The organism is Acetobacter farinalis, assembly GCF_011516935.1.
GTDB classification, from domain to species: Bacteria; Pseudomonadota; Alphaproteobacteria; order Acetobacterales; family Acetobacteraceae; genus Acetobacter; species Acetobacter farinalis.
On record NZ_WOTF01000001.1, the window covers coordinates 612,089 to 636,833 of the forward strand.

Consider the following 24,745-nt stretch of genomic DNA (forward strand, 5'->3'; position numbering starts at 1 on the left):
GAACGTGCAAACTCGACGGTTTCTTCTCGCAGGGGGCGCTGCCCTCCTCTCAGGCAGCTACTCTCTGACTGCCTTTGCCCGCAAGCCCAAGGGAGCGCACGCTGCCGCGGCTGCGGCCGCAGGGGCACCTCAGCCTGCTGAGGCGGCTGTCGCGCAGACGCCTGCCACCACGCCTGTTGGTCCGGTGGACACCATGGCGCGCTGGGCCTGCATCCTTGATTACAAGAGCGGGGCAACCCTGCTGGAAAAAGCAGCGGATGAGCGGATGCCTCCCTCATCCCTGACCAAGATGATGACAGCCTATGTCACCTTCAGCATGCTCAAGGCTGGCCGCCTGCGCCTGGATCAGGTGCTGCCTGTCAGTGAGCGCGCCTGGCGGATGCAGGGGTCACGCATGTTCGTGCCTCTTGGGCAGAGCATTCCGGTGCAGGACCTTATTCAGGGGATGGTGATCCAGTCCGGTAACGATGCCTGCATCGTGCTGGCCGAAGGGATTTCAGGTTCTGAAGAACAGTTTGTCGCGCTGATGAATGATATGGCAGGCAAGCTTGGGCTCACCAATTCCCATTTCATGAACGCAACGGGCTGGCCTGCGGAAAATCATTACATGTCCGCACGCGATGTGGCCTATCTGGCCCTGCGGCTGATTCATGATTTCCCGGAATATTATCACTACTTCTCGGAAAAAGAGTTCTATTTCAACAAGATCCGTCAGGCGAACCGGAACCTTCTGGTGGTCAAGGGGCTGGCTGACGGCCTGAAGACCGGCCACACCGAGGCCGGGGGCTTCGGGCTCTGCGCCTCTTCTGACCGTGAAGGACGCCGCGTTATTCTGGCGATCAACGGCCTGCCGACAGATGGCGCGCGTGGGCGCGAAGGTGAGCGGCTTATGGGCTGGGCCTTTGCGAATTTCGAGTCTGCAAAAATTGTCTCGAAAGGTGATGTGCTTGAACAGGCCCCCGTCTGGATGGGTGTCAGCCAGACTGTCCCGCTTGTTGCTGCGCAGGATTTCACAATGATGCTGCCGCATGGCTGGCGGAATTCCACGCACATGTCTCTGGACTATCAGGGGCCGATAGCGGCTCCCGTGCAGCAGGGGCAGGCGGTTGGGCAACTGACGGTTCTGCTGCCCGGCGGGCGGCAGGCGCAGGTGCCGGTTGTGGCTGGCCAGAGCGTGCCGGAACTCGGGCTGCTGGGGCGTGCGGCCCGCCGCCTGCATCTCTGAGTCATGAAGCACGGTCTGTTTGTCACACTGGAAGGAAGCGAAGGGGTGGGGAAGTCCACCCAGCTCCGCCTGCTTCACTCCGCTCTCGCGTCTTTGGGCTATGATGTTCTGACCACGCGGGAGCCGGGAGGCTCTCCCGGGGCGGAAGACCTGCGGCAGCTTTTGCTGTTTGGTAAAAACCCGCTCTCTCTGCGGGCTGAAATCCTGACGCATTTTGCCGCGCGGGCTGATCATGTTGATCAGGTCATCACACCCGCTCTCTCTGCGGGCCAGATTGTGATCTGTGACCGGTTTACAGATTCCACCATGGCCTATCAGGGGTATGGGCGCGCCCATGGGGAAGCAGCCGTGCTGGACTTTATCACCGGCCTTCAGAACCAGCTTGGGTGCACCCCGGACCGGACCTTTCTACTGGAGGTGCCGCGTGATGTTGCCCGGCTGCGTCTGGCGGCGCGTGGGGCTCCGGTGGACCGGTATGAGCAGTCTGACGAATCGTTCCACGCACGGGTGAGTGCCGGGTTTCGGGATATAGCCCGCCGGAACACGGACCGGATACGGTGCGTGCATACGGATGGGCAGTCAGCCGAAGAGGTTAACAGTCTGATTGTGAAAGATATTCTCTCCCGCGTGCCGCTCCGCGCATCTCAAGAGTAAGCTGGTGCAGGAAGACCCCCGTCTGGCGTCTCTCCATCTGCATGGGCATGAGGCTCCGCTTCAGGCCTTCCGCAGGATTTTTGAAGGGGGGCGTCTGCCACATGCCTGGCTGATTACGGGGCCGCCGGGTATTGGCAAGGCCACCTTTGCGTTTCGTCTCGCCCGGATGATTTTGGGGGGAGAGACGCCCGAAAGCCCGGCCGGGCGACGTATTTCCGCCGCCACACATGCTGACCTGCTGGTTGTCAGCCGCAGTTTTGATGAAAAGAAGCAGCGCCACCGTGGCGAGATTGTTGCGGATGAAGTGCGGCCTATCAATGCCTTCCTGCGCCGCACGGCGGCGGAAGGCGGGTGGCGCGTGGTGATTGTGGATGGCGCGGAGTGGCTCAACCGCAGTGCAGCCAATGCCTTGCTGAAAATTCTGGAAGAGCCACCACCAGCCGCCGTGTTGCTGCTGACCTGCTCGGCACCGGGCCGCCTCCTGCCCACCCTGCGCAGCCGCTGCCGCAGGCTTGAGCTGGAACCGCTGGATGCCCGGGCCATGATGGCTGTGCTGAAAGACATCCAGCCCGGAGCCTCCGCGGAGGATATCAGCCGTGTGCAGGCTGCAGCACATGGCGCACCCGGCCGTGCAGTGGCCTTTCTGGCGGACCAGAACGGCCAGATGGCTGGAATGGTAGAGGACGTGCTGAAAGGTGTTTCCGCCAGCCGTGAGTACGATATTGCCGAAGCCGTCCTGCGCAAGGATGAAGGTTTTAATTTATTTTTCAGCCTGTTATCGGACTTTCTTCAGGAGCGTGCGCGTCAGGCCGCCCGGCAGGGGCATCCCTCCTGCGTGGCGCTGGCGTCTGCCTGGGAAGCGATCATGAGTCTTCAGAGCGAGACGGAACGCTTTAATCTCGATAAACAGGAAACACTTCTCGAAGCCATGACTATTGCGAGTATTGCATGACCCGCCCTTTCTACGTCACGACCCCGATCTATTATGTGAATGGTGCGCCTCATATCGGCCATGCCTATACGTCCGTTGCGGCAGATGTTCTGGCACGCTTCCACCGGCTGGCCGGGGATGACGTGTTTTTCCTGACCGGCACGGATGAGCATGGCCAGAAGGTGGAGCAGGCGGCGCAGGCTGCCGGTGTCGCCCCGAAAGCCTTTGCGGACCGCGTGTCTGATGATTTTCGCAGCATGGCGGATGCCATGGCCATTTCCTATGATGATTTCATCCGCACGACTGAGCCGCGCCATATTGAAGGCGCTCAGGCACTGTGGCGGAAAGTGGCGGATAATGATGCCATTTACCTCGGAGCCTATGAAGGCTGGTACGCCCTGCGCGATGAATGCTTCTATGGTGAGGATGAGCTGATTACCGGGCCGGATGGCCAGAAAGTGGCCCCGACAGGCGCGCCGGTGGAGTGGGTGAAGGAGCCGTCCTACTTCTTCCGGCTTTCCGCGTTTCAGGACCGGCTGCTGGCTTATTATGAGGCCAATCCGGAGTTTCTGGGCCCGCATGGCATGAAGCGGGAAATCATCAGCTTCGTGAAGCAGGGGCTGCGGGACCTTTCCGTCAGCCGTACCAGCTTCAACTGGGGCATCCCGGTGCCGGGCGATGAACAGCATGTGATGTATGTGTGGTTCGATGCTCTGGCCAATTACCTCAGCGCGCTGGATTACCCGAATACGGATGCAGCCCGGATGCGCTTCTGGCCTGCCAGCCTGCATCTGGTGGGCAAGGATATTGCCCGTTTCCACGCCATTTACTGGCCTGCCTTCCTGATGGCGGCTGGCGTTGAACTGCCGCAGAAGATCTTCGCAAACGGCTGGTGGACCATTGAAGGCCAGAAGATGAGCAAATCTCTGGGGAATGTGGTGGACCCGCGTGACCTGGTGAAAGAGTTTGGTCTGGATGCCGTCCGGTTCTTCCTCCTGCGGGAAGTGCCGTTTGGCGGGGATAGTGATCTGTCCCGCAAGTCCCTGATCATGCGGAATAATGTTGAACTTGCGAATGACCTTGGGAATCTGGCGCAGCGCACATTGTCGCTCGTTGCGCGCAATTGCGGGGGAATTCTGCCGGAACGCCGTGCCCTGACGGAAGAGGATACGCATCTTCTGGGTCAGGTGGCTGTTCTGCGCGAACTGATGGCCAGTCAGATGGACCGCTGCGCCCTGACTGATGCGCTGGAAGATGTGTGGAAGGTCATCCGCGCCTGTAACGCCTATATCGATCATCAGGCGCCGTGGGCTCTGAAGAAAACAGACCCGGAGCGGATGAACGATGTGCTGCGTGTGCTGGTGGATGCCCTGCGCGGCATTGCGACCATGCTCCAGCCCTTCATGCCCCAGAGCATGGAGCGGATGCTGACACAGCTTGGCGTGGCGGAAGAAGAACGGATTTTTGCAGCGCTGGAAACACCCCTGCCGGGAGGCCGCGTGCTGCCCGCGCCGCAGGGTATTTTCCCGCGTTATGTTGAAGCCGCAGACCCTGCATGAAAGGGGCGACCGTGACCGGATTGATCGACTCCCACTGCCATCTGGACCATTACGCGGATGAAGAACTGCCGGCACTGCTGACTGCTGCCAAGGATGCTGGTGTCAGCGGGGTGGTGACAATTGGAACCCGTCTGGCGAATGCGGACGAGCAGAAGCGTCTGACAGGGTTTGCCACGCCGGACGTGCGGGTGTGGTGCACGGTGGGCACCCACCCGGACCATGTGGATGAGGCTCCGGTTCCCTCTGTGGAGGAGATCATCAGCCGTGCGGACGCGCCCTGTGTGATTGGCATCGGGGAAAGCGGTCTGGACTATTTTCATGGCATGCCAGAGGTCAGGCCGCGCCAGCAGGAAAGCTTCCGCCAGCATATCGGGGCCGCCCGTGCCCTGAATGTGCCCATTGTGATCCATGCGCGGCAGGCGGATGACGATGTGGCGCAGATCCTGCGGGAAGAAACGGAAAAGGGCGCTTTTCCCATTCTGCTGCACTGCTTTGCTTCCGGCATGGATCTGGCGCGCTGTGTGGTGGAACTTGGCGGGTATGTCAGTTTTTCGGGCATCGCGACATTTCCCAAATGCGGGGAATTCCGGGATGCCGCGCGTCACCTGCCAGCCGACCGCATTCTGGTGGAAACGGATGCGCCCTATCTGGCCCCCATGCCATACCGGGGCAAGCGTAATGAGCCGTCTTACGTGGCCTGCACCGCAGCCTGCCTTGCGCAGGAGCGGGGGCAGGAACTGGCTGAATTCATAGAGATGACGACCGGGAATTTTTTCCGTCTCTTCCGCAAGGCGGCCTGAGCAGGAGAGGCGGGCGCTATGAAGGTGATTATTCTGGGGTGTGGCGGGTCTGCCGGAGTTCCTATGCTGGGCGGTGAGGATGGCCGCGGCATATGGGGTGACTGCGACCCGTATGAACCCCGGAATATCCGCACCCGCGCCTCGATTTTTATTCAGATGGATGATGGGGAAGGCATTCTGGTGGATACCGGGCCGGATGTCCGGGCCCAGCTTCTGGCTCACGGAATCAGCGCCTTCAAATCCATTTTCTATACCCATGCCCATGCGGACCATATTGCCGGGCTGGATGAGGTGCGGGGGATTAACCGCGTCGTGCAGCAGCCTCTCAAGGCCTATGGCACCCCCACTGTGCTGGAAGAAATCCAGACACGGTTCAGCTATGTTTTCAAACCGTGGACACCGCCGCACTTCTTTCGCGCTGTGGTGGAGGCGCATCCTGTGCCGTTAGCGGGTGATGTGGTGATAGGGGGCTATAAGCTCTCCCTGTTTGAGCAGAGCCATGGCCGTATTCCGTCATCCGGCCTGCGGTGCGGTGATTTTGCCTACAGCACGGATGTTGTGGAGCTGCCGGAACGGTCTTTGCAGGTGCTTTCCGGAGTGGATACGTGGGTGGTGGACTGCTTTCAGAAGCAGCCGCACAGTGCCCATGCATGGCTTGAACGGGTTCTGGAGTGGAAAGAACAGATCAAGCCGCGCCGCCTGATTCTTACCCATATGGGAACAGATATGGACTGGGCCTGGATGCAGGATAACCTGCCAGAGGGCGTGGAGGCGGCATGGGATGGCCTGACCCTTACGCGGCCCGACCCCGAACGCGGGTGACCTTTTCCTCAGGCATTTAAACGCCTCTCCAGACAGTCAGACCATCTGGAGAGGCAAGTCCCACGGCGGGGCGTCCTTCTGAAAAATGCGCGCGTATTTTCTAGCGGCTCATCAGAACCGTCAGATCGGCATGTTCCAGGATGTAGCGTGTGACGCCGCCAAGAATAAGCTGGCGCAGGCGGGAGTGGGAGTAAGCGCCCATGGCCAGCATATCGGCATCAAAGTCATGGCAGGCGGCCAGAAGGCCTTTCCCGACATCCCGGTCAACCGGCGGGAATTCCACAGCATCGGCCTTGATGCCGTGGAAGGAAAGATAGTCGATAACATCCCGCGCCTTGGGGCCACGGCGCTGATAATCCTCACAATGCAGCACGCGCACAGCCTCTGCCGTCTGTGCCCATGCCAGTGCCCCCCGCAGGGCTGATGACGATTCCGTCGTGCCGTTCCAGCCGATACAGACACGCTTGATCTCCCCCGTGGGGGGCGTGCGCGGTGCGATCACCACAGGGCGGCCACTGTCGAACAGAACGGCATGCAGTGTTTCGGAGGAAGAGACCTCTACGCCCGAGTCAGGATGCGGCACCAGCGTGAAATCGGACAGGCGGGCGTGAGACGGCACAATCTCGCTTTCCGCGCCGTGCAGGACGTTGAAGCTGATGCTCGGCTTGTCCCACGGGAAGGGGGAGCGGGGCGGCACGACTTCAATATCCGGATGTGTTGCCACAAACTGCTCGAACAGGGCGCGGACTTCATGCGCGTGGCGGGAGCTTTCATGTTCCGCGGCGCGCATCAGGTCTTCCACCATGGCACCGGACAGGCCCTCGCCAGCCAGCGGGGCAATGTCCCGCCCATCGGGGCGCACATGCAGCACAGCCAGATGCGCCCCAAAGCGGCGCGCAAAGTTATAGCCACGGATCAGTGCGGCTTCCCCGTTTGAGGAGCTCACCATGGGAAGCAGGATCTTGCGGACGTCTTTCATAGTGCTGGTTCTCCCCGTTTCTGAGAATCGGACTGGCCGGTCGGACTGGCTGGCTGGTCTGTTCCGTGATGGTTACGGATATAAACGCGTGACATTCCAGTGGTTTCCATCCCGCGTCCATGTGGCGCGATCATGGAGGCGGTAGGGTCTTTCCTGCCAGAACTCGAAACAGGCCGGCTCAACCCGATAGCCGGACCAGTTGGCAGGGCGGGGGATCAGATCCTGCCCTTCATACCGAGCTTCGACATCCTTCAGGCGCTGTTCGAAAATAGCGCGGTCCGCCAGTGGGCGGGATTGGTCGGAGGCAACGGCTCCCATGCGGGAGATGCGGCTCCGACTCGCAAAATAGGCGTCCGCCTCTTCCGGGGTGACGGGGGTGACCACACCTTCAATCCGGATCTGCCTGCGCAGGCTCTTCCAGTGGAAGAGCAGGGCAACATGCGGGTTCTGCGCCAGTTCATCGCCCTTGCGACTATGCTGGTTGGTATAAAAAACAAAACCGTGCTCATCAGCGCCCTTCAGCAGCACGATACGCGCCGAGGGGTGGCCATCGGGCGTGCTGGTTGCCAGAACCATGGCATTCGGGTCTGAGGGTTCGGTTTTTTCCGCATCCTGCATCCACGCGGCGAACAGGGTGAACGGGTTTGCCGCAAGGTCAATCAGGGCCGGTGCGGAAGCCGATGAGGAAGATGTGGTTGTTTCAGTCATACCCGGGTCTTTCTGCAACGAATGGCTGTCTTCACGCTTTGTAACGAAACGGAAGAACGGTTTGAAGCGGTACGCAAGCGCTTAGGTCTTGTTTAGCACGCTGTGGTATGCGACCAACCGGAACGGTTATCAGACTAATATTCAAACAGACAGGTCGAGGTCACAGCATGTCTTCTCACAACACCACATTGCCCGCCCAGGGCACATTGATGCAGGGCAAAAAAGGTCTGGTAATGGGTGTTGCCAATGATCGCTCCATCGCCTGGGGTATTGCGCAGGCCGTTGCGGCGCAGGGCGGGGAGATGGCTTTCACCTATCAGGGGGAAGCGCTCGGCAAACGCGTGAAGCCGCTTGCTGAAAGCATCGGGGCTTCTCTGGTGCTGCCCTGTGACGTGACGGATGAGGCCGCGCTGGATGAGCTGTTCGCCACGCTGGAGCGCGAATGGGGCAAGCTGGACTTTGTGGTGCACGCCATTGGCTGGGCAGACAAGCAGTTTCTGCGTGGCCGCTATGTGGACACCCCGCGTGACGCGTTCCTGACCGCCATGGATATTTCCTGCTTTTCCTTCACCGCCGTCGCCCAGCGGGCTTCTGCCCTGATGAAGGATGGCGGCTCCCTGCTGACCCTGACCTATCTGGGCGCAGAGCGCGTGATGCCGCATTATAACGTGATGGGTGTGGCCAAGGCCGCGCTGGAAGCTTCTGTCCGGTACATGGCGGCGGATCTGGGGCGTGACGGGATCCGGGTTAACGGGATTTCCGCCGGCCCGATCAAGACGCTGGCGGCCAGCGGTATTGGGGATTTCCGCTACATCCTGAAGTGGAACCAGTATAACGCACCGCTCGAACGCAATGTGACACTGGAAGAAGTGGGCGGGGCAGGGCTGTATATGCTGTCCGACCTCTCCTCCGGCGTGACGGGTGAAATTCATCACGTTGATTGCGGGTACAATATCGTAGGGATGAAAAACCCCTCCGCCCCTGATATCTCCGTAGCTGGCGACTGAGGTAAACCGTGTCCTTCAACAGCTTTGGCCATCTTTTTCGCGTCACCACATGGGGTGAAAGCCATGGACCGGCCATTGGCTGCGTTGTGGATGGCTGCCCCCCCCGGCTCCCTCTAACGGAAGCGGATATCCAGCCGTTTCTGGACCAGAGGCGCCCCGGACAATCGGCCTTTACCACCCAGCGCAGGGAGCCGGATGCCGTGCGTATCCTCTCCGGCGTGTTCGAGGGGCAGACCACAGGGACACCAATTTCCCTGCTGATTGAAAATACGGACCAGAGATCCCGCGATTACGGGGATATCGCCCAGACCTATCGCCCCGGCCATGCCGATCTCACCTATGACCTGAAATACGGCATCCGTGATTATCGGGGGGGCGGCCGCTCTTCCGCGCGCGAGACGGCGTGCCGTGTCGCGGCAGGTGCGGTGGCGCGTCAGGTGCTGGGGCAGGGGGTGCGTATTCGCGGGGCTCTGGTGCAGCTTGGCCCGCATAAAATTAACCGGTCCCGCTGGGATTGGGATGAAGTGACACGCAACCCGTTTTTCTGCCCGGATGCCGCCTGCGTGCCGGAGTGGGAAGAGTATCTGGCCGGCATTCGCAAGGCAGGGCTTTCCATCGGCGCGGTGATTGAAGTTGTGGCGGAGGGTGTGCCACCCGGTCTGGGGGCGCCGATTTACGGCAAGCTGGATTCCGATCTGGCCGCGGCTCTGATGAGCATCAATGCCGTCAAGGGCGTTGAAATTGGAGATGGCTTTGCCTCTGCCGCCCTGACCGGGCTTGAGAATGCGGATGCGCTCTCCATGCAGGATGGTCGGATTGTGTTTGGCGCCAATCATGCGGGCGGTATTCTGGGGGGCATTTCCAGCGGGCAGCCGATTGTGGTGCGGTTTGCCGTCAAACCGACCAGCTCCATGCTGGCGCCGGTGCCGTCTGTCACCCGTGATGGCCAGAACAAGGACGTAATCACCAAAGGGCGGCATGACCCGTGTGTGGGGATTCGCGCCGTGCCGGTGGGTGAAGCCATGATGGCCTGCGTACTGGCAGACCATCTGTTACGGCATCGTGGTCAGGTGGGCTGAACTTTAGCCCACCAGTCTGGCGTTCAGCGTGATAGGCGCGTTGAAAAGCTTTGAGACCGGGCAGCCGGTTTTGGCCTTGTTGGCCAGAGCCTCAAACTGTTCGGGTGTCGCCCCCGGGACATCGGCTTCCAGCGTGAGGGCGATGCCATCAATCACAAAACCCCCTGCATCCCTGTTCAGGCTGACTTCAGCCGTGGTGTTGATGGATTTTGCCGTCAGGCCCGCTTCCCCAAGAATGAGGGAGAGCGCCATGGAAAAACAGGCCGCATGTGCAGCCCCCAGCAGTTCTTCCGGATTTGTGCCGGGTGCGCCTTCAAAACGGGTGTTGAAGCCATAGGGCTGGTTATTCAGGGCATGGCTTTCGGTAGAGACCGTGCCGCGCCCTTCCTTAATGGACCCTTCCCAGTGGGCGGAGCCGTGTTTCTTGATGGTCATTGTGCGATCCTTTGCGCCATGGGCGCGCTGTGGGGCAAGGAGTGCGGAAAACGCTGCCTCAGCCGTTAGGTTCACGCAATGCTGCTCCGCTCTCGCAGAGATGAGAACTGCCCTGAGAAAAAAATGTGGCATATGATAGCAGCTTAACGACCAAGATGACCCGAAGCACGCTCTTGCATCGGGGCGGGAAGCACGGCATGCGGAAAAACTTTCTGCCCGGTACCTGATTTCGATGGGACGCAAGAGGCTGATAATGATGCGGAGACCAAGATGAGTTCCACCACACCCGAGAGTTCTTCGTCCGTTGATGTCGTCCTGATTGGTGGAGGCGTGATGAGCGCCACGCTCGGGGTGTTTCTCCGGCAGCTTCAACCGGACTGGAGCATCAGTATTTTTGAGCGTCTGGACAGCGTGGCGGAAGAAAGCTCGGACGCATGGAATAACGCAGGGACTGGCCACTCCGCCTTGTGTGAGCTGAACTACACGCCGCAGAATGCTGATGGCAGCGTGGATATCACCAAAGCCGTTGGCGTGAATGAGGCCTTTCAGATTTCCCGCCAGTTCTGGTCTCATCTGGTTGAGAACGGTGTTATTGCCTCTCCGCGTGATTTTATCACGCCGGTGCCGCACATGAGCTTTGTCTGGGGGGATGCCAATGTAGACTTCCTGCGCAGGCGCCATGAAGCACTGAGCGCGCACCCGCTGTTTGCCGGAATGGCCTATTCGGAAGATCCGGCCCAACTGGCCGAATGGATGCCGCTGGTCATGAAGGACCGGACGCCGGGGCAGGCGCTGGCCGCAACCCATACGCTGAATGGCACGGATGTGAATTATGGCGCACTCACGCGCCTGCTGTTCAGCTATCTGGTGGAAACAGCCGGTTGCCCCCTGCACACCCGGCATGATGTGCAGGACATTAAACGTGGGCCGGACGGGCGGTGGCAGGTTCTGGTGCAGGATATGCGCCTGAATACGCAGCGTACCGTCAATGCGCGCTTTGTGTTTATTGGCAGCGGGGGTGGTGCGCTGTCCCTGCTTCAGAAAACGGGAATTCCCGAAGCAAAAGGTGTTGGCGGTTTTCCGGTGAGCGGGCAGTTCCTGCGCTGCACCAATCCGGAGATTGTGGCCCAGCACAAGGCCAAGGTGTATGGCAAAGCCTCCGTGGGCGCGCCGCCCATGTCTGTGCCGCATCTGGATACCCGGATGATTGACGGCAAGCCTGCCCTGCTGTTCGGGCCGTATGCGGGCTTTTCAACCCGCTTTCTCAAATATGGCTCCCTGATGGATCTGCCGCGCTCCATCCGCGCGGATAACATCACCGCCATGCTGGCCGTGGCGCGGGATAACTGGCCTTTGACCAAATATCTCATCCAGCAGGTCATGCAGTCCAACAGTGAGCGCATGAGCGCCCTGAGGGACTTTGTCCCCACAGCACGTTCAAAGGATTGGGAACTGGTTGTGGCCGGGCAGCGTGTGCAGATTATCAAGAAAGACGCCAAAAAGGGCGGGGTGCTTCAGTTCGGCACGGAAGTGATTTCCAGCAAGGATGGGTCTGTGGCAGCGCTTCTGGGAGCCTCTCCCGGGGCCTCCACCGCGGCACCGATCATGCTGACGGTGCTGAAACAATGCTTTGCCGACAAGCTGCCGGAATGGGAAGCAAAGCTGAAAGAGATGGTTCCGTCCTACGGCCAGACACTGGCCAATAACCCGGACCTGTGCGCGCAACTGCGTGAGAAGACCACGAAGGTTCTGCAACTGGCCTGAGCAAGGCCGGTTTTCAGAAAATTTCGATATGGCTTTTAAAGCCCAGCATGGCGGCATCGGGCAGGTTGCCCTGCCCGTTGGGCCGAAAGTAATATTGAAACACCGGCTGGAAAATAACGCCACGCATGACATGAATGGAGTAGTTGACCTCCAGAGTGCTGGCGTGGCGTTGCACCCCGGTGGCATGGTTGATCATGGGGTGCATGGTCTGCTGCAGCAGCGCCTCGGTCCTTTGTACATTCGGCGCAATATGAGTGTAGGTGAAGGCAATGCCGAGTGTGTCATAGGGGCGGCTGCTCCAGAAGCCCCTGCTCAGCATGGCCAGATAAACCTCGTAATCCCGCAGGGCGGTGCGCGGATCGTTATAAACCAGCCCCGCCAGCGCGGTAAGGCCGGAGTCTTTCTGCGCCTTGTGGTAGCGCATCAGTTGCTGGTCCATCATCAGCCAGCTTGACCAGCTATACTGGTGCTGTGCCGCTTTGGCTCCTGTCAGCACATAAGGTTTTCCCGTGATGTCCCGGTAGGTGTCCGGCACAGGAACATCCTGCAAGGCTGCACCAATTTTATAATGGCCTGCCAGACTGTGGCTTCTGCCCAGTTTTGGCTCCCAGCCGGCCTCAACAGGCACGACATGGCCGACAATATTGGCCCCGTTGAATTTGAAGCCCGTACGGTGCTGCGCAACCTGATAGACGCCGTTTTCTGCAAAATAGACGCCTGTCTGGACGTAAATACTTCGCGTTGGCCGCCCGCGCACGCGGAAGGCCCATGTTGCGGCCGGATACCCTGCAAAGTAGTTGCTGTCCGAAATGCCTTTGGGGCGACCACACATGCTGTTGTTCATGAAATTGCAGAACAGCTCACTCGCGGCAAAATCGGAAAGCTGGGCCATGCGCCCTCCGGCAATAGCCAGACGGTTATTGAGCAGGGTTTCTTCCGCATACAGCATGACCAGATGGACGGCCACATTTCCCCCGCCGCCATAATCTTCAGAACTATGATTCAGCCAGTCTCCAAACATACGGTTGGCGGTGGTGCCGTAGCGGCCGACCGTGATCATATGGGTGGCCAGGCCCTTCAGTCCTGCCAGTGTTTCCCAATCAATATTCAGCGAAGTGGCATATTGTCCGGCGTTGCTTGCACCTTGCCGGTAAGAGCGGAACTGCTCACCTCTGGCGGGTTTTGTTACAGCCCCCGCAAACTCGTTGGTATTGTCCAGCAGAAAGGCAATGCTGTGCCGCCTCAGCCAGCTTGTCATCCCACCCGGGTCTGCAAACATGGCTTCAGGGCGGGAGAAGGGCGGGACACTGGAGAGGTGTACCGTTTTCTCTGGTAAAGGAGTATCGACGCGAATGGTGGGCTCAGAGCCAATATTCAGATCTTCAGTCTGGGCATGGGCTGAGTCAAAAACGGAAAATGAAAAAAGAAGAATGAAAGAAACTGCAAATAAGGGAAGCGTTTTTTTGAATTTATTACACAGCGCTGCATATAAGTCAGGGTAAGGCTGAAGGTAATTTTTCGATGCTCTGCTTATTTGTTTCAAAATTTTACCATTTGTTTGATTTTATTGGTAAAATCTATTATTTAGATAATTTCCATGAAATTAAAGAAAATTAAAGGGCGCTCCAAAAAATGTGTTCACTGCTCCGGTTTCACCGGGGGAGTATATTTTCGGGAGAAATACGGAGGTGGGTTGCCCAGTCTCTCCGGTAATTTTTCAGGCAGTCTTGCAGGCTGATGGCCTGCATGCTGGCGGATCAGATGTCGGAGATAGACATATCCGCACGGTGCCACCAGCAGGCCTCAGGCGGCCTGACAGCAGGGATCAGATCGTCAGGATTTCCGCTGAAGGTGACCGTATTGGTGGGTGTTTCCTGCAACGAGACTTCTGTGCAGCGCAGCAGGCCGCCTTCGGCGTGTAGAAAAGCGCTGAGTTTTGCCATCATCAGGCACACCATCAGCTCTGTTGTCGGGTCCCCGGGGGTGATGACAATACGCTGCGCCCGTGCGGGCTCATGGGCCTGAAACCATGCCAGAAGGGGATCATCCTCCGCCAGTTGCAAGGCATGATCGAGCTTTTCATCCACAAAGCGATGCCAGGTGCTTTTGGCTTTCTGGAAAGAGACCGGCATGTTGCCCTGGCCATCAAGCCGGGCGCGGTGCACCGGGCTGAGGCGCACGGTCACAAATTCATTATGCCCGTGAGGCAGGGCGCAGGATTCACTGGCCCCGTGGATCAGCCGATGCCCCATGGAAAAGCGACGGGTAAAAACCAGATCAGGCATTGGCTTTTCCCTTGATATATTCTTCCCACCCCGTGCGGCGCAGGGCGCAGGCCGGGCATTCCCCACACCCATGCCCCCACGGGTGCATGGTGCCGCGGTCCCCCAGATAACAGGTGTGGCTTTCCTGATTGATCAGGGAGACAAGGGAGGCTCCCCCCAGTTCTTCCGCCAGCGCCCATGTTGCGGCTTTGTCGATCCACATCAGAGGGGTATGCAGCACATAACGGGCGTCCATCCCGAGATTGAGGGCCACCTGCACAGCCTTGATGGTGTCATCCCGGCAGTCAGGATAACCCGAATAATCTGTCTCACACACGCCGGTGACGATATGGCGGATGCCCCGGCGCGCCGCGAGTGCAGCGGCAAACGTCAGGAAAATAATATTGCGGCCCGGCACGAAGGTGTTGGGCAGGCCACCTTCCGCCATGGCGATTTCCGCCGTGCGGGTCAGGGCGGTTTCGGAAATATCCCCCAACGCGCCAAGTGCAAGGGTGTGGTCCATCCCCAGACGCTCGGCCCAGAGCGGATTTTGTGCCCGCAGGCCAGCCCGCAGCGCCTCCCGGCAGTCCAGTTCCACTGCATGCCTCTGGCCATACTCAAAGCCCAGTGTTTCCACGCGGCCAAAACGCGCCAGCGCCCAGGCCAGGCAGGTGGCGGAATCCTGCCCGCCGGAGAACAGGACAAGAGCGGCGTCTTCAGGGGCGCGTGTGGGTGTGGACATGGGTCAGGGAATACCGGTCAGCTTGTGGGTCTGTAAAGAAAGGCCCCATTTCGGGTGGGCCAGACAGTAGCGGATGGCGGCCTGTATCGCCTCATTCTGGTTGGGGCCATCCATGGGCTGAAGCCAGAAATATTTGAAATCAAGGTGTTCCAGCGTTGCCGGGTCCAGCCCCGGCTGGGGGTAGACCAGCTTGAGTTCCGTGCCGTGTGTCTGTTCAAGGGCCGCGCCAGCTTTGGGGCTGATGCACAGCCAGTCAATGCCGGCAGGGGCGGGCAGGGTGCCGTTGCTTTCCACCGCAATGGAAAAGTTTCGTGCATGCATGGCCTCAATCAGCGGGGCGTCCAGTTGAAGCAGCGGTTCACCACCGGTGAACACCACCAGCCCCGGCACACGCATGGCATCGGCCTGCTCGGGCCAGAAGCCGGCAATTCTGCTGGCGAGCGCATCGGCTGTTTCAAACTTGCCGCCGCCTTCACCATCCGTGCCGACAAAATCGGTATCGCAGAAGGTGCAGATGGCTTCAGCCCGGTCAGCTTCCCGACCGGACCACAGGTTGCATCCCGCAAAACGACAGAACACGGCTGGTCGCCCAGCCTGTCCGCCCTCACCCTGAAGGGTGAGGAACATTTCCTTGACCATATAAGACATGCGACAGCACCTGACGCAGATCAGGCACAGAATGCAAGCAACTTTTTAGACTGTAATGCCGGTTGTGCGCATGCCCAGCTTGTCCAGCAGCTTGCGGTCGCGCGTTGCCTGCGGGTTGGGCGTGGTCAGCAGGCGTTCACCATAAAAAATGGAGTTCGCACCGGCAAGGAAGCACAGGGTCTGTGTTTCATCGCTCATATTTTCACGCCCGGCTGCCAGACGAACCCGGCTTTTGGGCATGGTGATCCGGGCAGCAGCAATCATGCGGATGAAATCGAGCGGATCGACCGCTTCAGACTCTCCCAGCGGCGTGCCTTTCACGCGCACCAGCAGGTTGATCGGCACGCTTTCCGGGTGTGTGGGCAGGGTGGCGAGGGCTGCAATCAACCCGGCGCGGTCCGTTTCGCTCTCACCCATGCCGACAATGCCGCCGCAGCAGACGTTAATACCTGCGTCACGCACGTTGGAGAGGGTGTCCAGGCGGTCCTGATAGGTGCGGGTGGAGATGATATCCCCATAATATTCCGGGGAAGTATCCAGATTATGGTTGTAATAATCGAGCCCGGCGTCACGCAGTTTGCCGGCCTGCCCGGCGTCCAGCATGCCCAGCGTCACGCAGGTTTCCAGCCCCAGTTCCTTTACGCCCTCAATCATGGCGCACACGGTTTCCAGATCATGCTCCTTGGGGGAGCGCCATGCGGCACCCATGCAGAAGCGGCTGGCTCCGGCATCCTTCGCCTTGCGGGCTTCGGTCAGGACAGCATCCACCGCCATCAGGCGTTCGGCCTTCACGCTTTTTTCGTGCAGGGCGCTCTGGGGGCAATAGGCGCAGTCTTCCGGGCAGCCACCGGTCTTGATGGAAAGCAGCGTGGAGATCTGCATGTCTGTGGGGTCAAAGTGCGCGCGGTGCGTTGTCTGGGCGCGGAACATCAGCTCCGGAAACGGAAGATCCAGCAGCGCCTGAATTTCCGGCACCGTCCAGTCATGACGGACTTCCGGCAAATTGGCTGAAGAGGAACGCGTTACAGGAGAAGAACCGTCAGGCATGCGCAAAAACCAGATTTTGAGTGGAAAACAGGGCCGAACATATCCGCTTTATCCCGGCAAGGCCAGCCTGTACGACCTGCCTGCACAAACGGCGCACCTTGCCGGGCCGGGAGTGGACCCGGCCCCACGGGGAGATGAGGTTTTCTACAGCGCGGCGTGAAGCTGCCTGATGTCTTCCGCCAGAGCGTCAACCTGAGCCAGATCAGCATTCCATGCGAACATGAAGCGCGCCCCCCCTCCGATAAAGGTATAAAACCGCCAGCCTTTTTCCCGCAACCCGTCCAGCAGTGCCGCCGGGGCTTTCAGGAACACGGCATTGGCTTCCACGGGGAACATCAGCTCCAGCCCTTCAAGCGGGCGGATCTGTCCGGCCAGATGGGCTGCGGCGGCGTTGGCGCTGCGGCCATTGCGCAGCCAGGCTCCGCTTTCCAGAATACCGACCCACGGGGCTGCCAGAAAACGCATTTTGGAGGCCAGTTGCCCGGCCTGCTTGCAGCGGTAATCGAAGCCTTCCGAGAGTTTGGGGTCAAAAAAGAGAATTGCTTCGCCTACAGCCATGCCGTTCTTTGTGCCGCCAAAACACAGCACATCCACACCGGATTGCCATGTCATTTCCGCCGGGGAGCAGCCGAGGGCCGCGCAGGCATTGGCAAAGCGGGCGCCATCCATATGCAGCCGCAGGCCCAGATCCCGGCATACGGCGGAAATGGCCCGAATTTCCTCCAGTGTGTAGACCTGCCCGGTTTCTGTCGGCTGGGTGATGGTCACGGCGCGGGGTTTGGGGAAGTGGATGTCCGAGCGGCCAGTGGCCAGAGAGCGGATGGCCTCCGGCGTCAGCTTGCCGCCCTGGGTAGGGACTGTCAGCAATTTGGAGCCGTTTGAGAAAAACTCCGGAGCCCCGCATTCATCCGTTTCCACATGCGCCACGGCGGAACAGATGACACTGTTATAGGACTGGCAGAGCGAGGCCAGAGCCAGCGCGTTGGCTGCCGTGCCATTGAAGGCGAAGAAGATCTCGCAGTCTGTTTCAAACAGGGTGCGGAAGGCATCTGAGGCTTTGGTGGTCCAGATATCGTCCCCATAGGCGGGAACATAGCCCTGATTGGCATCCTGCATGGCGGCCCAGGCTTCAGGGCAGATGCCTGCATAGTTATCGCTGGCAAATTGCTGGGTGTTCTGTGTCATGTTGATCTTTCCATGCAGTGTAGATCAAAAGACAAAGCGACGACGCGCGTGGCATGGGTCCGTTATTGCCGGTCTTCTGGCCACATCCCTTCTCTGCGCTTGCAGGGAAGGCACCACCTTGCACGGGCGCAGGTTGGTGCCAGGCGTCGGCCTGACTCTTGATGCTTCTTGAGTCCTTTCATAAATAATTGATAAGAAAATGCAACTGCCCGCATAGAAAAGCAGGGGGAAGGGGCGCTTGATGCAACCATCTTCCCCCGCTGGTGGTTATTTGGTGGTGTAGCCGCCGTTGACCAAAATGGTCTGGCCCGTCATCCACCAGCCATCAGAGACCAGACACCGGATGATGGGGACGATATCTTCAATATCCGTCAGCCCGGTCTTGCTGAATGCGGAGAGAGCTGCGGCGGATTTGTGATACGCCACGGCATCGGGCGCTTCCTGACCATAGAAGAAGGGCGTATCCATCGGCCCCGGACCTATGGCATTGACCGAAATGCCACGGGCGCCAAGCTCCTTGGAAGCAGCTCGTGTGAAATGTTCGACAGGTGCTTTGGAGCCCGCATACGTGGAATAGAACGGGGTATAGGCACCAAGCAAAGATGTGACGAGTGTCACGATCTTGCCGTTGTCATTCAGGTGCTGCCCGGCTTCCTTGATAAAGAAATAGGCGGCCTTTGAATTGATGGCGAACATCTCGTCAAATTCAGCTTCCGATGTGTCTGCAATCGGCTTTTTCAGAACTTTACCAACGGTATTGATGGCAATATCCGGCTTGCCAATGGCGGCAATCGTATCTGCAAAAAGTTTGGCGCAGGCGCCTGCGGTGGTGAGGTCCGCCTGAAATGCCACGGCCTTCACACCGGCGGCCTTCAGGTCTGCCAGGGTTTTCTCCGCATCGGCGCGGCTGGCGTCACTATTATAATGGATGGCAATGGCTTTTGCGCCGTGTGCGGCCAGATCGCGGGCAATCAGTCCGCCAAGATTCTTGGCACCGCCGGTAATCAGGGCGATTTTTCCTTTAATGCTGTGGTCTGCCATATCCGGTTCGTCCTTTCGTTGAAAGAAACCGCAGGATGCGGACTTTCATGGTGAACACGCTATCATCTCATTTCCATTAATAAAGGGGTGTTTCAAGACAACACTTGTCGTATAATCCGAACAATGGCAGGGTGTTCCTGAGGGCCGATGGACCGGATTGATCTTTTTCGTATTTTTCTGCGGGTTGTGGATGCCGGAAGTTTCTCTCGGGCTGCCGATACGCTGAACATGCCGCGCTCCTCCATCTCCACCGCAATCCAGACTCTGGAGAGCAGGGTAGGGGCGCGTCTGCTCTCCCGCACAACACGCTCGGTGTCCATCACAGCGGATGGGCGGGCTTTTTATGACGTGTGCCATCGTCTGGTGGCTGATGTGGAAGAAGCCGAAAGCCTGTTCCGGCGTGATAAATCCGCCCCGCGCGGTGTCCTGCGTGTGGATATGCCCGGGCGCATCGGGCGCTTGATTGTGGCTCCGGCTTTACCTGAGTTTCTTGCGCGGTACCCTGAAATTGACCTTGAACTGGGCGTGACCGACCGGCCGGTTAATCTGGTGGAGGATGGTGTGGATTGCGTGGTGCGGATTGGCGCCCTTCAGGAATCCGGCCTGATTGCCCGCAGGCTGGGAGACCTTGCCGTGGTGAGCGTGGCAAGTCCGGCCTATCTGGCCCGCTATGGGATGCCGCGCACGCCGCAAGACCTGCCGGGGCATCAGGCTGTGGGGTATGCCTCAGCCTTCAGCGGGCGCGTTGAAGAGTGGGAGTGGCAGGAAGGCGGGCAGATACGCACCTGTGCGATGGAGGCCCGGGTGACGGTGAACAGTGCTGAGGCGCTTATTGCCTGCGCTCTGGCGGGTCTGGGCCTGATTCAGGTGCCCGCCTACGATGTTCAGCAACACCTGAAGTCGGGCGAGCTTGTGGCGGTGCTCCCCGGATATCGCGCCGCCCCCATGCCAATGGCGCTGGTCTACCAGCATCGGCGGCATCTCTCCCACAGGTTGCAGGTCTTTGCAGACTGGCTCTGCGCGCTGCTGGAACCCTGTCTGCATTCCGCAGGGGCGTGACAAATCCTGAACATTGGGGAACACTCTTTCCAACATGATAGAAACAGGAACTGGTTTCATGACGTCTCTTTCCATTCGCCTGACCCGTGCAACCCTCGCACTCTGTGCCGCAGGCATGCTGGCAGGGTGCGAACATCAGCAGCAGGATCGTGCGGCAAGCAGTGTCAGGCCGCTGCGTGTTCCCAACCCGGCGGCAGTGTATTGTATCAAAAAAGGCGGCACGCTGAGCATGCAGCAGGAAGCCGGCAAGGGGCAGGTTACCTACTGCCACCTGCCGGATGGCACAGTCATGGAACAATGGGCGCTGTTCCGCCGCGATAACCCGCGCCCGGCCCGATAAGAGCGGGGTTCAACTGCTGGTTTTGTCCGGGAGGGGGAGGGTTCCTCTGGAGCCCTTTCTTCTGCCGTCAAATATATGCAGCTTTACCGTGAGAGGCGCATTTCCGGTTTTGCTTGACGCGCCGCCGGGGCCGCTTCAGGCCAACCAGCTTGGCATGTCAGGCGCGATCGCTGTTGTTGTGGCCGGGCTTTGTTTTGGACACGGTATAGCCATACCATTTTTGATAACGCATCCCGCAGGGAACTCGATATTATTGTGTAGGGGCTAAGCATGGAGCGGCTTGTACGCAGGCTCTATCCCGCAATAGCATCCGAGCCGTAGCGGGACCGTATTACGCGCACAGACGTAAATCGCATAAGATATATTATGCCAACTAAATACCATGCGGCGCTCGAAAACTGTGCCCGATTGGTATGATGGTCGTGGTTTGGAATGAGCCGTACCATGCTGTGGTCTGGCGCGGCCGAAGCGGCGTTGGTGATGGAGTTCTGGTTTATGGTGCCTGCCAGAGCAAAGCTGATCAGGCGGCCCGCCATCGTGACCCCTTCTATCATATTGAAATAGAATAATTTTCTATGTGGTTCGGGCGTAACATGAGTCTGTGAGCGCGTCAGAGTGGCGGTGAGTGGTGTGAAATGCATCGTACGATGCATAGTCTCGGCGGTGCATAAGGCCTCTGTGCGCCCATCTGTGCCCCTCTTTTCTTGCGGGCTTCGTGCCATACTCTCGCAGGGGTTTCACTGCCAGAATGTGACAAAAATAAAAAACGACACCTTGGCGGACGATATCCCGCGTGGGGCCATGCTAAAATTAGACGCGTTCTGGTGTGGAATGCCTTCCCTGCAAAATACGTATTTCTTTCGTGGAGAATGCGCTTGAGTTTTCTTAAAATTTCGATCAATAAGCTTTAAATACTATTTCGTGTCGTTGATGCTGGAATTCCCGAATGGCCGTTGCTCCATCAGTTCTGACTGTCTTGCGTTCCCAGGCTCAGGATCCTGTCGGGCTTCTGAGGGCTGCTTCGGCCCAGCTTGGCAGCGCGGTGGGTGTGCTGTCCTCCTTCGGGGCGGAATCTGCGCTTCTGCTGGCCTTTGTGGCGGAGGCTGATCCGCACATGCCGGTGCTCTTTTTAGAAACCGGGCGGCATTTTCCCGAAACGCTGGCTTATCGGGCTGAGCTGGCAGAGGCTCTGGGGCTGACGAATGTGCAGGATATTCGCCCGACACAGGCCGAGCTGGACGCACGCGACCCAACGGGTGAACTCTGGGCGTTTGACCCGGATGCGTGCTGCCGCCTGCGCAAGGTAGAGCCGATGGATCTGGCCTCTCTGCCATACGCGGCACTGGTGACAGGCCGGAAACAGGCGCAGGCCGCAACACGCGCCCTGCTGCCGGTGGTGGAGGAAAAAGCCGGAGGCCAGCTTCGGCTGAACCCGCTGGCGCACTGGCAGGCCGAAGAGATTACGCGGGAAATGAAGCGCCGTGGCCTGCCCCCGCATCCTCTGGTGGCTCAAGGCTATCCTTCCATTGGCTGCGCGCCCTGCACACAGCCTGTCGGGCAGACGGAGGACCCGCGTGCGGGCCGCTGGGCCGGGCTGGCCAAGACCGAATGCGGCATCCACACGGCGTCCTGACGAACAGCCGGAATTCCTTCCCTTTTCTTTCTTCAAACAGGTTTGACCAGATAAATGGACCATCTTGATCAGCTCGAAGCACAGAGTGTCTTCATCCTTCGGGAAGCCTATCGCAAGCTTCGGCCACTCGCCATGTTGTGGTCTTTGGGGAAAGATTCCAACGTCATGGTGTGGCTGGCCAAGAAGGCCTTTCTTGGCCGCGTGCCCTTTCCCGTCATGCACGTGGATACAGGCAAGAAATTCCCTGAAATGTATGCGTTTCGGGATGAATATGTGAAGAAGTGGGATCTGGACCTGCTGCTGGGCACCTGCCCGCCAGTGGAGGATATGGACCCTTCCCTGCCTCCGGCTGCGCGCTCGGCTGCCCGTAAAACGGCAGGTCTTGCCGCGATGATTGAGCAGCACAAGCTTCAGGGCGTGATTGCCGGCATCCGGCGTGACGAACAGGGAACACGCGCCAAGGAGCGTGTTTTCAGCCCGCGCGGCGCCAGCCACAAGTGGGATATCCGCAACCAGCCTCCCGAATTCTGGGACCAGTATGCAACCCCGCATGAAGAAGGGATGCATATCCGTGTGCATCCGCTGCTCTCCTGGCGGGAGATTGATATCTGGCGCTACATCGAGCGTGAAGGCATTCCGCTGGTTGATCTGTATTTTGCCAAAAATGGCAAGCGTTACCGCTCGCTGGGTGATCAGGACATTACCAACCCGGTTGAAAGCAACGCATCCACCGTTGCAGAGGTTATTGCCGAGCTGGAAACCACCCGCACGTCTGAACGCGCTGGCCGGGCCATGGATCATGAATCCGAAGATGCGTTCGAGCGGCTGCGTGTCGCCGGTTATCTCTGAGCCTCAGCACGGACTGGAACAGATTTTATGAGCGATACTCTCCCCCCTTCCCTGACGCAGTCTCAGGACCCTGCAACGCCCATCGTGATTGTCGGGCATGTGGACCACGGCAAGTCAACGCTGATCGGCCGCCTGCTGCATGACACGGATAATCTGCAGGATGGCAAGGTTGCCCAGATTATTGAATCGTCCAAGAAGCGCGGTCTGAAAATTGAATGGAGCTTCCTGCTCGACTCTCTTCAGATCGAGCGTGATCAGGGTGTGACGGTTGATTCCACCCGAATCCCGTTCCTGCTGGGCTCGCGGGAATATGTGATTGTAGATGCCCCGGGCCACCGGCAGTTCCTGCGTAACATGATTACCGGCGCGGCTGATGCGGAAGCCGCCGTGCTGGTGGTGGATGCTGCCGAGGGCGCGCGTGAGCAGACCCGCCGCCACGCCATGCTGCTGCACCTTATTGGCATCAGGCATGTGCTTGTTCTGCTTAACAAGGTGGATCTTCTGGACTTTGATCAGGCAAAAGTTGCAGCGGTTGAACAGTCCGTTGCGGATCTGCTGAAGAAGCTGGACCTTGAGGCCGCACTCTTTATCCCGGCTTCCGCGCGCGATGGCGATAATATTGCCAGCCGCTCCGAGCGCATGCCCTGGTATACCGGCCCGACGCTGACAGAGGCGCTGGCTCAGGTTCCCTCCCCGGCCTCCCGCGCGGAGCTCCCGCTGCGCCTGCCGGTGCAGGATGTGTATCGCTTTGATGACAAGCGCTATGTGGCCGGGCGGATTGAGCGTGGCCGGGTGCGCGTGGGTGATACTGTGATTATCGGCACCCAGAAAACGCCTGCGAAAATTGCCTCCATTGCAAGCTGGCACGCGGCCCCGCAGATTTCCGCTGCGGCGGGCCAGTCCGTGGCGGTAACACTGGAGCCGGATGTAATCCCGGACCGTGGGGACTTGCTGCACAAGGCTGAAACCGCGCCAATGGCGGCCTCCCGTATCCGCGCCCGCCTGTTCTGGCTGCGGCAGGAGCCCCTGCGTGTGGGGGAAAGCTTCCATCTGCGGCTGGCCACGGCGGAGCACGCCGTTACGGTGACATCCATTGAATCCGTGGTGAATCTGGATGATCTGACCGAATATGCAGGCGAGGAAGTCCCCGCCGAAGGCTTTGCGGAAATTACGCTTTCCGCCGCGGAAACCATCCTGTTTGACCCGTTCGTGCCCGGCACGGCAGATGGCCGCGGGGTGCTGGTGGACCGGCAGCAGCGGATTGTGGGGGGCGCGCCCCTTCTTGGCCCGGCGAGCATTGCCGCGGGTGAGAAAGTGATTCACCCCACCGGGAGTGAGGTCACACAGCAGGACCGCGCACGCGCCAAGGGGCATCGGGGCGGTGTATTCTGGCTGACCGGCCTTTCAGGCTCCGGCAAGAGCACGCTTGCCCGCGCAACGGAAGTCGCTCTCTTTGCCGAGGGCGTTGATGTGACCGTACTGGATGGAGACACCCTGCGGGCGGGCCTGTGCAAGGATCTGGGCTTTTCTGAAGCCGACCGCACCGAGAATGTGCGCCGCGCTGCGGAAGTGGCCCGTATTCTGCGGGACTCCGGTCAGGTTGTGCTGGTGGCGCTGATTTCTCCCCTGCTTTCTGATCGGGCTCTTGCCCGCCAGATTCTGGGTGAGGATTTTGCGGAAATTTTTGTGGATGCCGATCTCGCAACATGCGAGCAGCGGGACCCCAAAGGGCTGTATGCAGCCGCCAGATCGGGCAAGATCAGTGGTTTTACGGGCATTGATGCGCCGTATGAACCACCGCTCAACCCTGCCCTGCACCTGAAGACCAGTGCTGGAAGTGTTGAATCCGAAACAAAAACACTGGCATCCTTCATCACGAAGTCCGTCACACTCTCCGGAGCATTTAAGGCCCGCTCCTGAGGCGGTCCGGCAGAGGCACAGGGCAAGAGGCGCGCCGCTATGGCGCATCCTCTT

Annotated in this window: 26 protein-coding genes, 1 pseudogene and 1 riboswitch; of the genes and pseudogenes, 17 read left to right on the plus strand and 10 right to left on the minus strand. The window is 59.3% G+C overall.

Annotation, left to right across the window (positions count from 1 at the left end):
* Positions 1-4: 4 nt before the first annotated feature.
* Genes GOB82_RS02765 through GOB82_RS02790 form a run of 6 tightly spaced genes read left to right on the plus strand, consistent with a single transcriptional unit; the run spans position 5 to position 5,991 of the window.
* Positions 5-1,225 carry a serine hydrolase gene (locus GOB82_RS02765; RefSeq protein WP_166119241.1) on the plus strand — a complete coding sequence of 407 codons (1,221 nt, stop codon included), beginning with the start codon at positions 5-7 and terminating at the stop codon, positions 1,223-1,225.
* Positions 1,226-1,228: 3 nt separating this feature from the next.
* Positions 1,229-1,879, plus strand: a complete 651-nt coding sequence (gene tmk / locus GOB82_RS02770) for a dTMP kinase (protein WP_166119243.1) — start codon at positions 1,229-1,231, stop codon at positions 1,877-1,879.
* A gap of 4 nt (positions 1,880-1,883) precedes the next feature.
* Complete coding sequence (locus GOB82_RS02775; RefSeq protein ID WP_166119245.1) at positions 1,884-2,831, plus strand: DNA polymerase III subunit delta'; 948 nt, start codon at positions 1,884-1,886, stop codon at positions 2,829-2,831.
* A complete protein-coding gene (metG, locus tag GOB82_RS02780; RefSeq protein WP_166119247.1) occupies positions 2,828-4,369 on the plus strand; it encodes a methionine--tRNA ligase in 1,542 nt (513 codons plus the stop codon). Before GOB82_RS02775 ends, metG begins: the two co-directional genes overlap by 4 nt.
* Positions 4,366-5,169: a TatD family hydrolase gene (locus tag GOB82_RS02785; protein WP_194300307.1), complete on the plus strand. Its 804-nt coding sequence runs from the start codon at positions 4,366-4,368 to the stop codon at positions 5,167-5,169. Before metG ends, GOB82_RS02785 begins: the two co-directional genes overlap by 4 nt.
* A gap of 18 nt (positions 5,170-5,187) precedes the next feature.
* On the plus strand, positions 5,188-5,991 hold the full coding sequence (locus GOB82_RS02790; RefSeq protein WP_166119250.1) for an MBL fold metallo-hydrolase: 804 nt from the start codon (positions 5,188-5,190) through the stop codon (positions 5,989-5,991).
* A 100-nt stretch (positions 5,992-6,091) separates the two neighbouring features.
* Here the strand turns inward: GOB82_RS02790 and GOB82_RS02795 are convergent, their stop codons facing one another.
* Positions 6,092-6,970 (minus strand): universal stress protein, encoded by an 879-nt coding sequence (locus tag GOB82_RS02795; RefSeq protein WP_166119252.1) that lies wholly within the window; start codon positions 6,968-6,970, stop codon positions 6,092-6,094.
* Positions 6,971-7,042: 72 nt separating this feature from the next.
* The gene (gene pdxH, locus GOB82_RS02800; RefSeq protein WP_166119255.1) at positions 7,043-7,678 is read right to left on the minus strand and encodes a pyridoxamine 5'-phosphate oxidase; all 636 of its coding nucleotides are present in this window, start codon (positions 7,676-7,678) and stop codon (positions 7,043-7,045) included.
* A 167-nt stretch (positions 7,679-7,845) separates the two neighbouring features.
* Between pdxH and fabI the strand changes: the two genes are divergently transcribed.
* Positions 7,846-8,685, plus strand: a complete 840-nt coding sequence (gene fabI / locus GOB82_RS02805) for an enoyl-ACP reductase FabI (protein ID WP_166119257.1) — start codon at positions 7,846-7,848, stop codon at positions 8,683-8,685.
* Positions 8,686-8,693: 8 nt separating this feature from the next.
* Positions 8,694-9,764 carry a chorismate synthase gene (aroC, locus tag GOB82_RS02810; protein ID WP_166119260.1) on the plus strand — a complete coding sequence of 357 codons (1,071 nt, stop codon included), beginning with the start codon at positions 8,694-8,696 and terminating at the stop codon, positions 9,762-9,764.
* 3 nt (positions 9,765-9,767) lie between these two features.
* Here aroC and GOB82_RS02815 read toward each other — a convergent pair whose 3' ends face one another.
* Positions 9,768-10,199, minus strand: coding sequence for an OsmC family protein (locus GOB82_RS02815; RefSeq protein ID WP_166119263.1), 432 nt, complete (start codon positions 10,197-10,199; stop codon positions 9,768-9,770).
* 270 nt (positions 10,200-10,469) lie between these two features.
* Between GOB82_RS02815 and GOB82_RS02820 the strand changes: the two genes are divergently transcribed.
* Positions 10,470-11,963, plus strand: coding sequence for a malate:quinone oxidoreductase (locus GOB82_RS02820; protein ID WP_166119265.1), 1,494 nt, complete (start codon positions 10,470-10,472; stop codon positions 11,961-11,963).
* 13 nt (positions 11,964-11,976) lie between these two features.
* On the opposite strand, the gene GOB82_RS02825 is transcribed toward GOB82_RS02820, so the two are convergent.
* The 5 genes from GOB82_RS02825 to bioB form a co-directional block, all read right to left on the minus strand.
* Positions 11,977-13,395 (minus strand): carbohydrate porin, encoded by a 1,419-nt coding sequence (locus GOB82_RS02825; RefSeq protein ID WP_265794104.1) that lies wholly within the window; start codon positions 13,393-13,395, stop codon positions 11,977-11,979.
* Positions 13,396-13,720: 325 nt separating this feature from the next.
* Positions 13,721-14,248 (minus strand): 6-pyruvoyl trahydropterin synthase family protein, encoded by a 528-nt coding sequence (locus tag GOB82_RS02830; RefSeq protein ID WP_166119267.1) that lies wholly within the window; start codon positions 14,246-14,248, stop codon positions 13,721-13,723.
* Entirely contained in the window at positions 14,241-14,969 is a 729-nt protein-coding gene (queC, locus tag GOB82_RS02835) for a 7-cyano-7-deazaguanine synthase QueC (protein WP_166119270.1), read from the minus strand. The genes GOB82_RS02830 and queC overlap by 8 nt, the downstream gene beginning before the upstream one ends.
* Positions 14,970-14,972: 3 nt before the next feature.
* Positions 14,973-15,617: a 7-carboxy-7-deazaguanine synthase gene (queE, locus tag GOB82_RS02840; RefSeq protein ID WP_166119272.1), complete on the minus strand. Its 645-nt coding sequence runs from the start codon at positions 15,615-15,617 to the stop codon at positions 14,973-14,975.
* Positions 15,618-15,662: 45 nt separating this feature from the next.
* A complete protein-coding gene (bioB, locus tag GOB82_RS02845) occupies positions 15,663-16,664 on the minus strand; it encodes a biotin synthase BioB (RefSeq protein WP_166119275.1) in 1,002 nt (333 codons plus the stop codon).
* Between bioB and GOB82_RS02850 the strand changes: the two genes are divergently transcribed.
* Positions 16,663-16,824: a hypothetical protein gene (locus tag GOB82_RS02850; protein ID WP_166119277.1), complete on the plus strand. Its 162-nt coding sequence runs from the start codon at positions 16,663-16,665 to the stop codon at positions 16,822-16,824. The two genes, bioB and GOB82_RS02850, sit on opposite strands and share 2 nt — an antisense overlap.
* On the opposite strand, the gene GOB82_RS02855 is transcribed toward GOB82_RS02850, so the two are convergent.
* Together GOB82_RS02855 and GOB82_RS02860 are read right to left on the minus strand one after the other, a co-directional pair.
* Positions 16,809-17,849 (minus strand): threonine aldolase family protein, encoded by a 1,041-nt coding sequence (locus tag GOB82_RS02855; RefSeq protein WP_166119280.1) that lies wholly within the window; start codon positions 17,847-17,849, stop codon positions 16,809-16,811. The genes GOB82_RS02850 and GOB82_RS02855 overlap by 16 nt on opposite strands.
* A 52-nt stretch (positions 17,850-17,901) precedes the next feature.
* A riboswitch (SAM-I-IV-variant riboswitch) is annotated at positions 17,902-18,019 on the minus strand.
* A 97-nt stretch (positions 18,020-18,116) separates the two neighbouring features.
* The gene (locus GOB82_RS02860; protein WP_166119283.1) at positions 18,117-18,890 is read right to left on the minus strand and encodes an SDR family oxidoreductase; all 774 of its coding nucleotides are present in this window, start codon (positions 18,888-18,890) and stop codon (positions 18,117-18,119) included.
* A gap of 147 nt (positions 18,891-19,037) precedes the next feature.
* Here GOB82_RS02860 and GOB82_RS02865 point away from each other — a divergent pair, with 147 nt between their 5' ends.
* The 7 genes and pseudogenes from GOB82_RS02865 (at position 19,038) to cysC (ending at position 24,691) form a co-directional block, all read left to right on the plus strand.
* On the plus strand, positions 19,038-19,949 hold the full coding sequence (locus GOB82_RS02865) for a LysR family transcriptional regulator (protein ID WP_166119285.1): 912 nt from the start codon (positions 19,038-19,040) through the stop codon (positions 19,947-19,949).
* A 58-nt stretch (positions 19,950-20,007) separates the two neighbouring features.
* Entirely contained in the window at positions 20,008-20,289 is a 282-nt protein-coding gene (locus tag GOB82_RS02870) for a putative hemolysin (RefSeq protein WP_166119288.1), read from the plus strand.
* A gap of 139 nt (positions 20,290-20,428) precedes the next feature.
* A pseudogene (locus GOB82_RS13625) lies at positions 20,429-20,541 on the plus strand (cation:proton antiporter); the annotation flags it as partial.
* 161 nt (positions 20,542-20,702) lie between these two features.
* On the plus strand, positions 20,703-20,858 hold the full coding sequence (locus GOB82_RS02875; protein WP_166119290.1) for a hypothetical protein: 156 nt from the start codon (positions 20,703-20,705) through the stop codon (positions 20,856-20,858).
* Between the two features lie 377 nt (positions 20,859-21,235).
* On the plus strand, positions 21,236-21,922 hold the full coding sequence (locus GOB82_RS02880; RefSeq protein ID WP_166119293.1) for a phosphoadenylyl-sulfate reductase: 687 nt from the start codon (positions 21,236-21,238) through the stop codon (positions 21,920-21,922).
* Positions 21,923-21,976: 54 nt separating this feature from the next.
* The gene (gene cysD, locus GOB82_RS02885; RefSeq protein WP_166119295.1) at positions 21,977-22,771 is read left to right on the plus strand and encodes a sulfate adenylyltransferase subunit CysD; all 795 of its coding nucleotides are present in this window, start codon (positions 21,977-21,979) and stop codon (positions 22,769-22,771) included.
* 27 nt (positions 22,772-22,798) lie between these two features.
* Positions 22,799-24,691 (plus strand): adenylyl-sulfate kinase, encoded by a 1,893-nt coding sequence (gene cysC / locus GOB82_RS02890; protein WP_166119298.1) that lies wholly within the window; start codon positions 22,799-22,801, stop codon positions 24,689-24,691.
* The last annotated feature ends 54 nt before the right edge of the window (positions 24,692-24,745 follow it).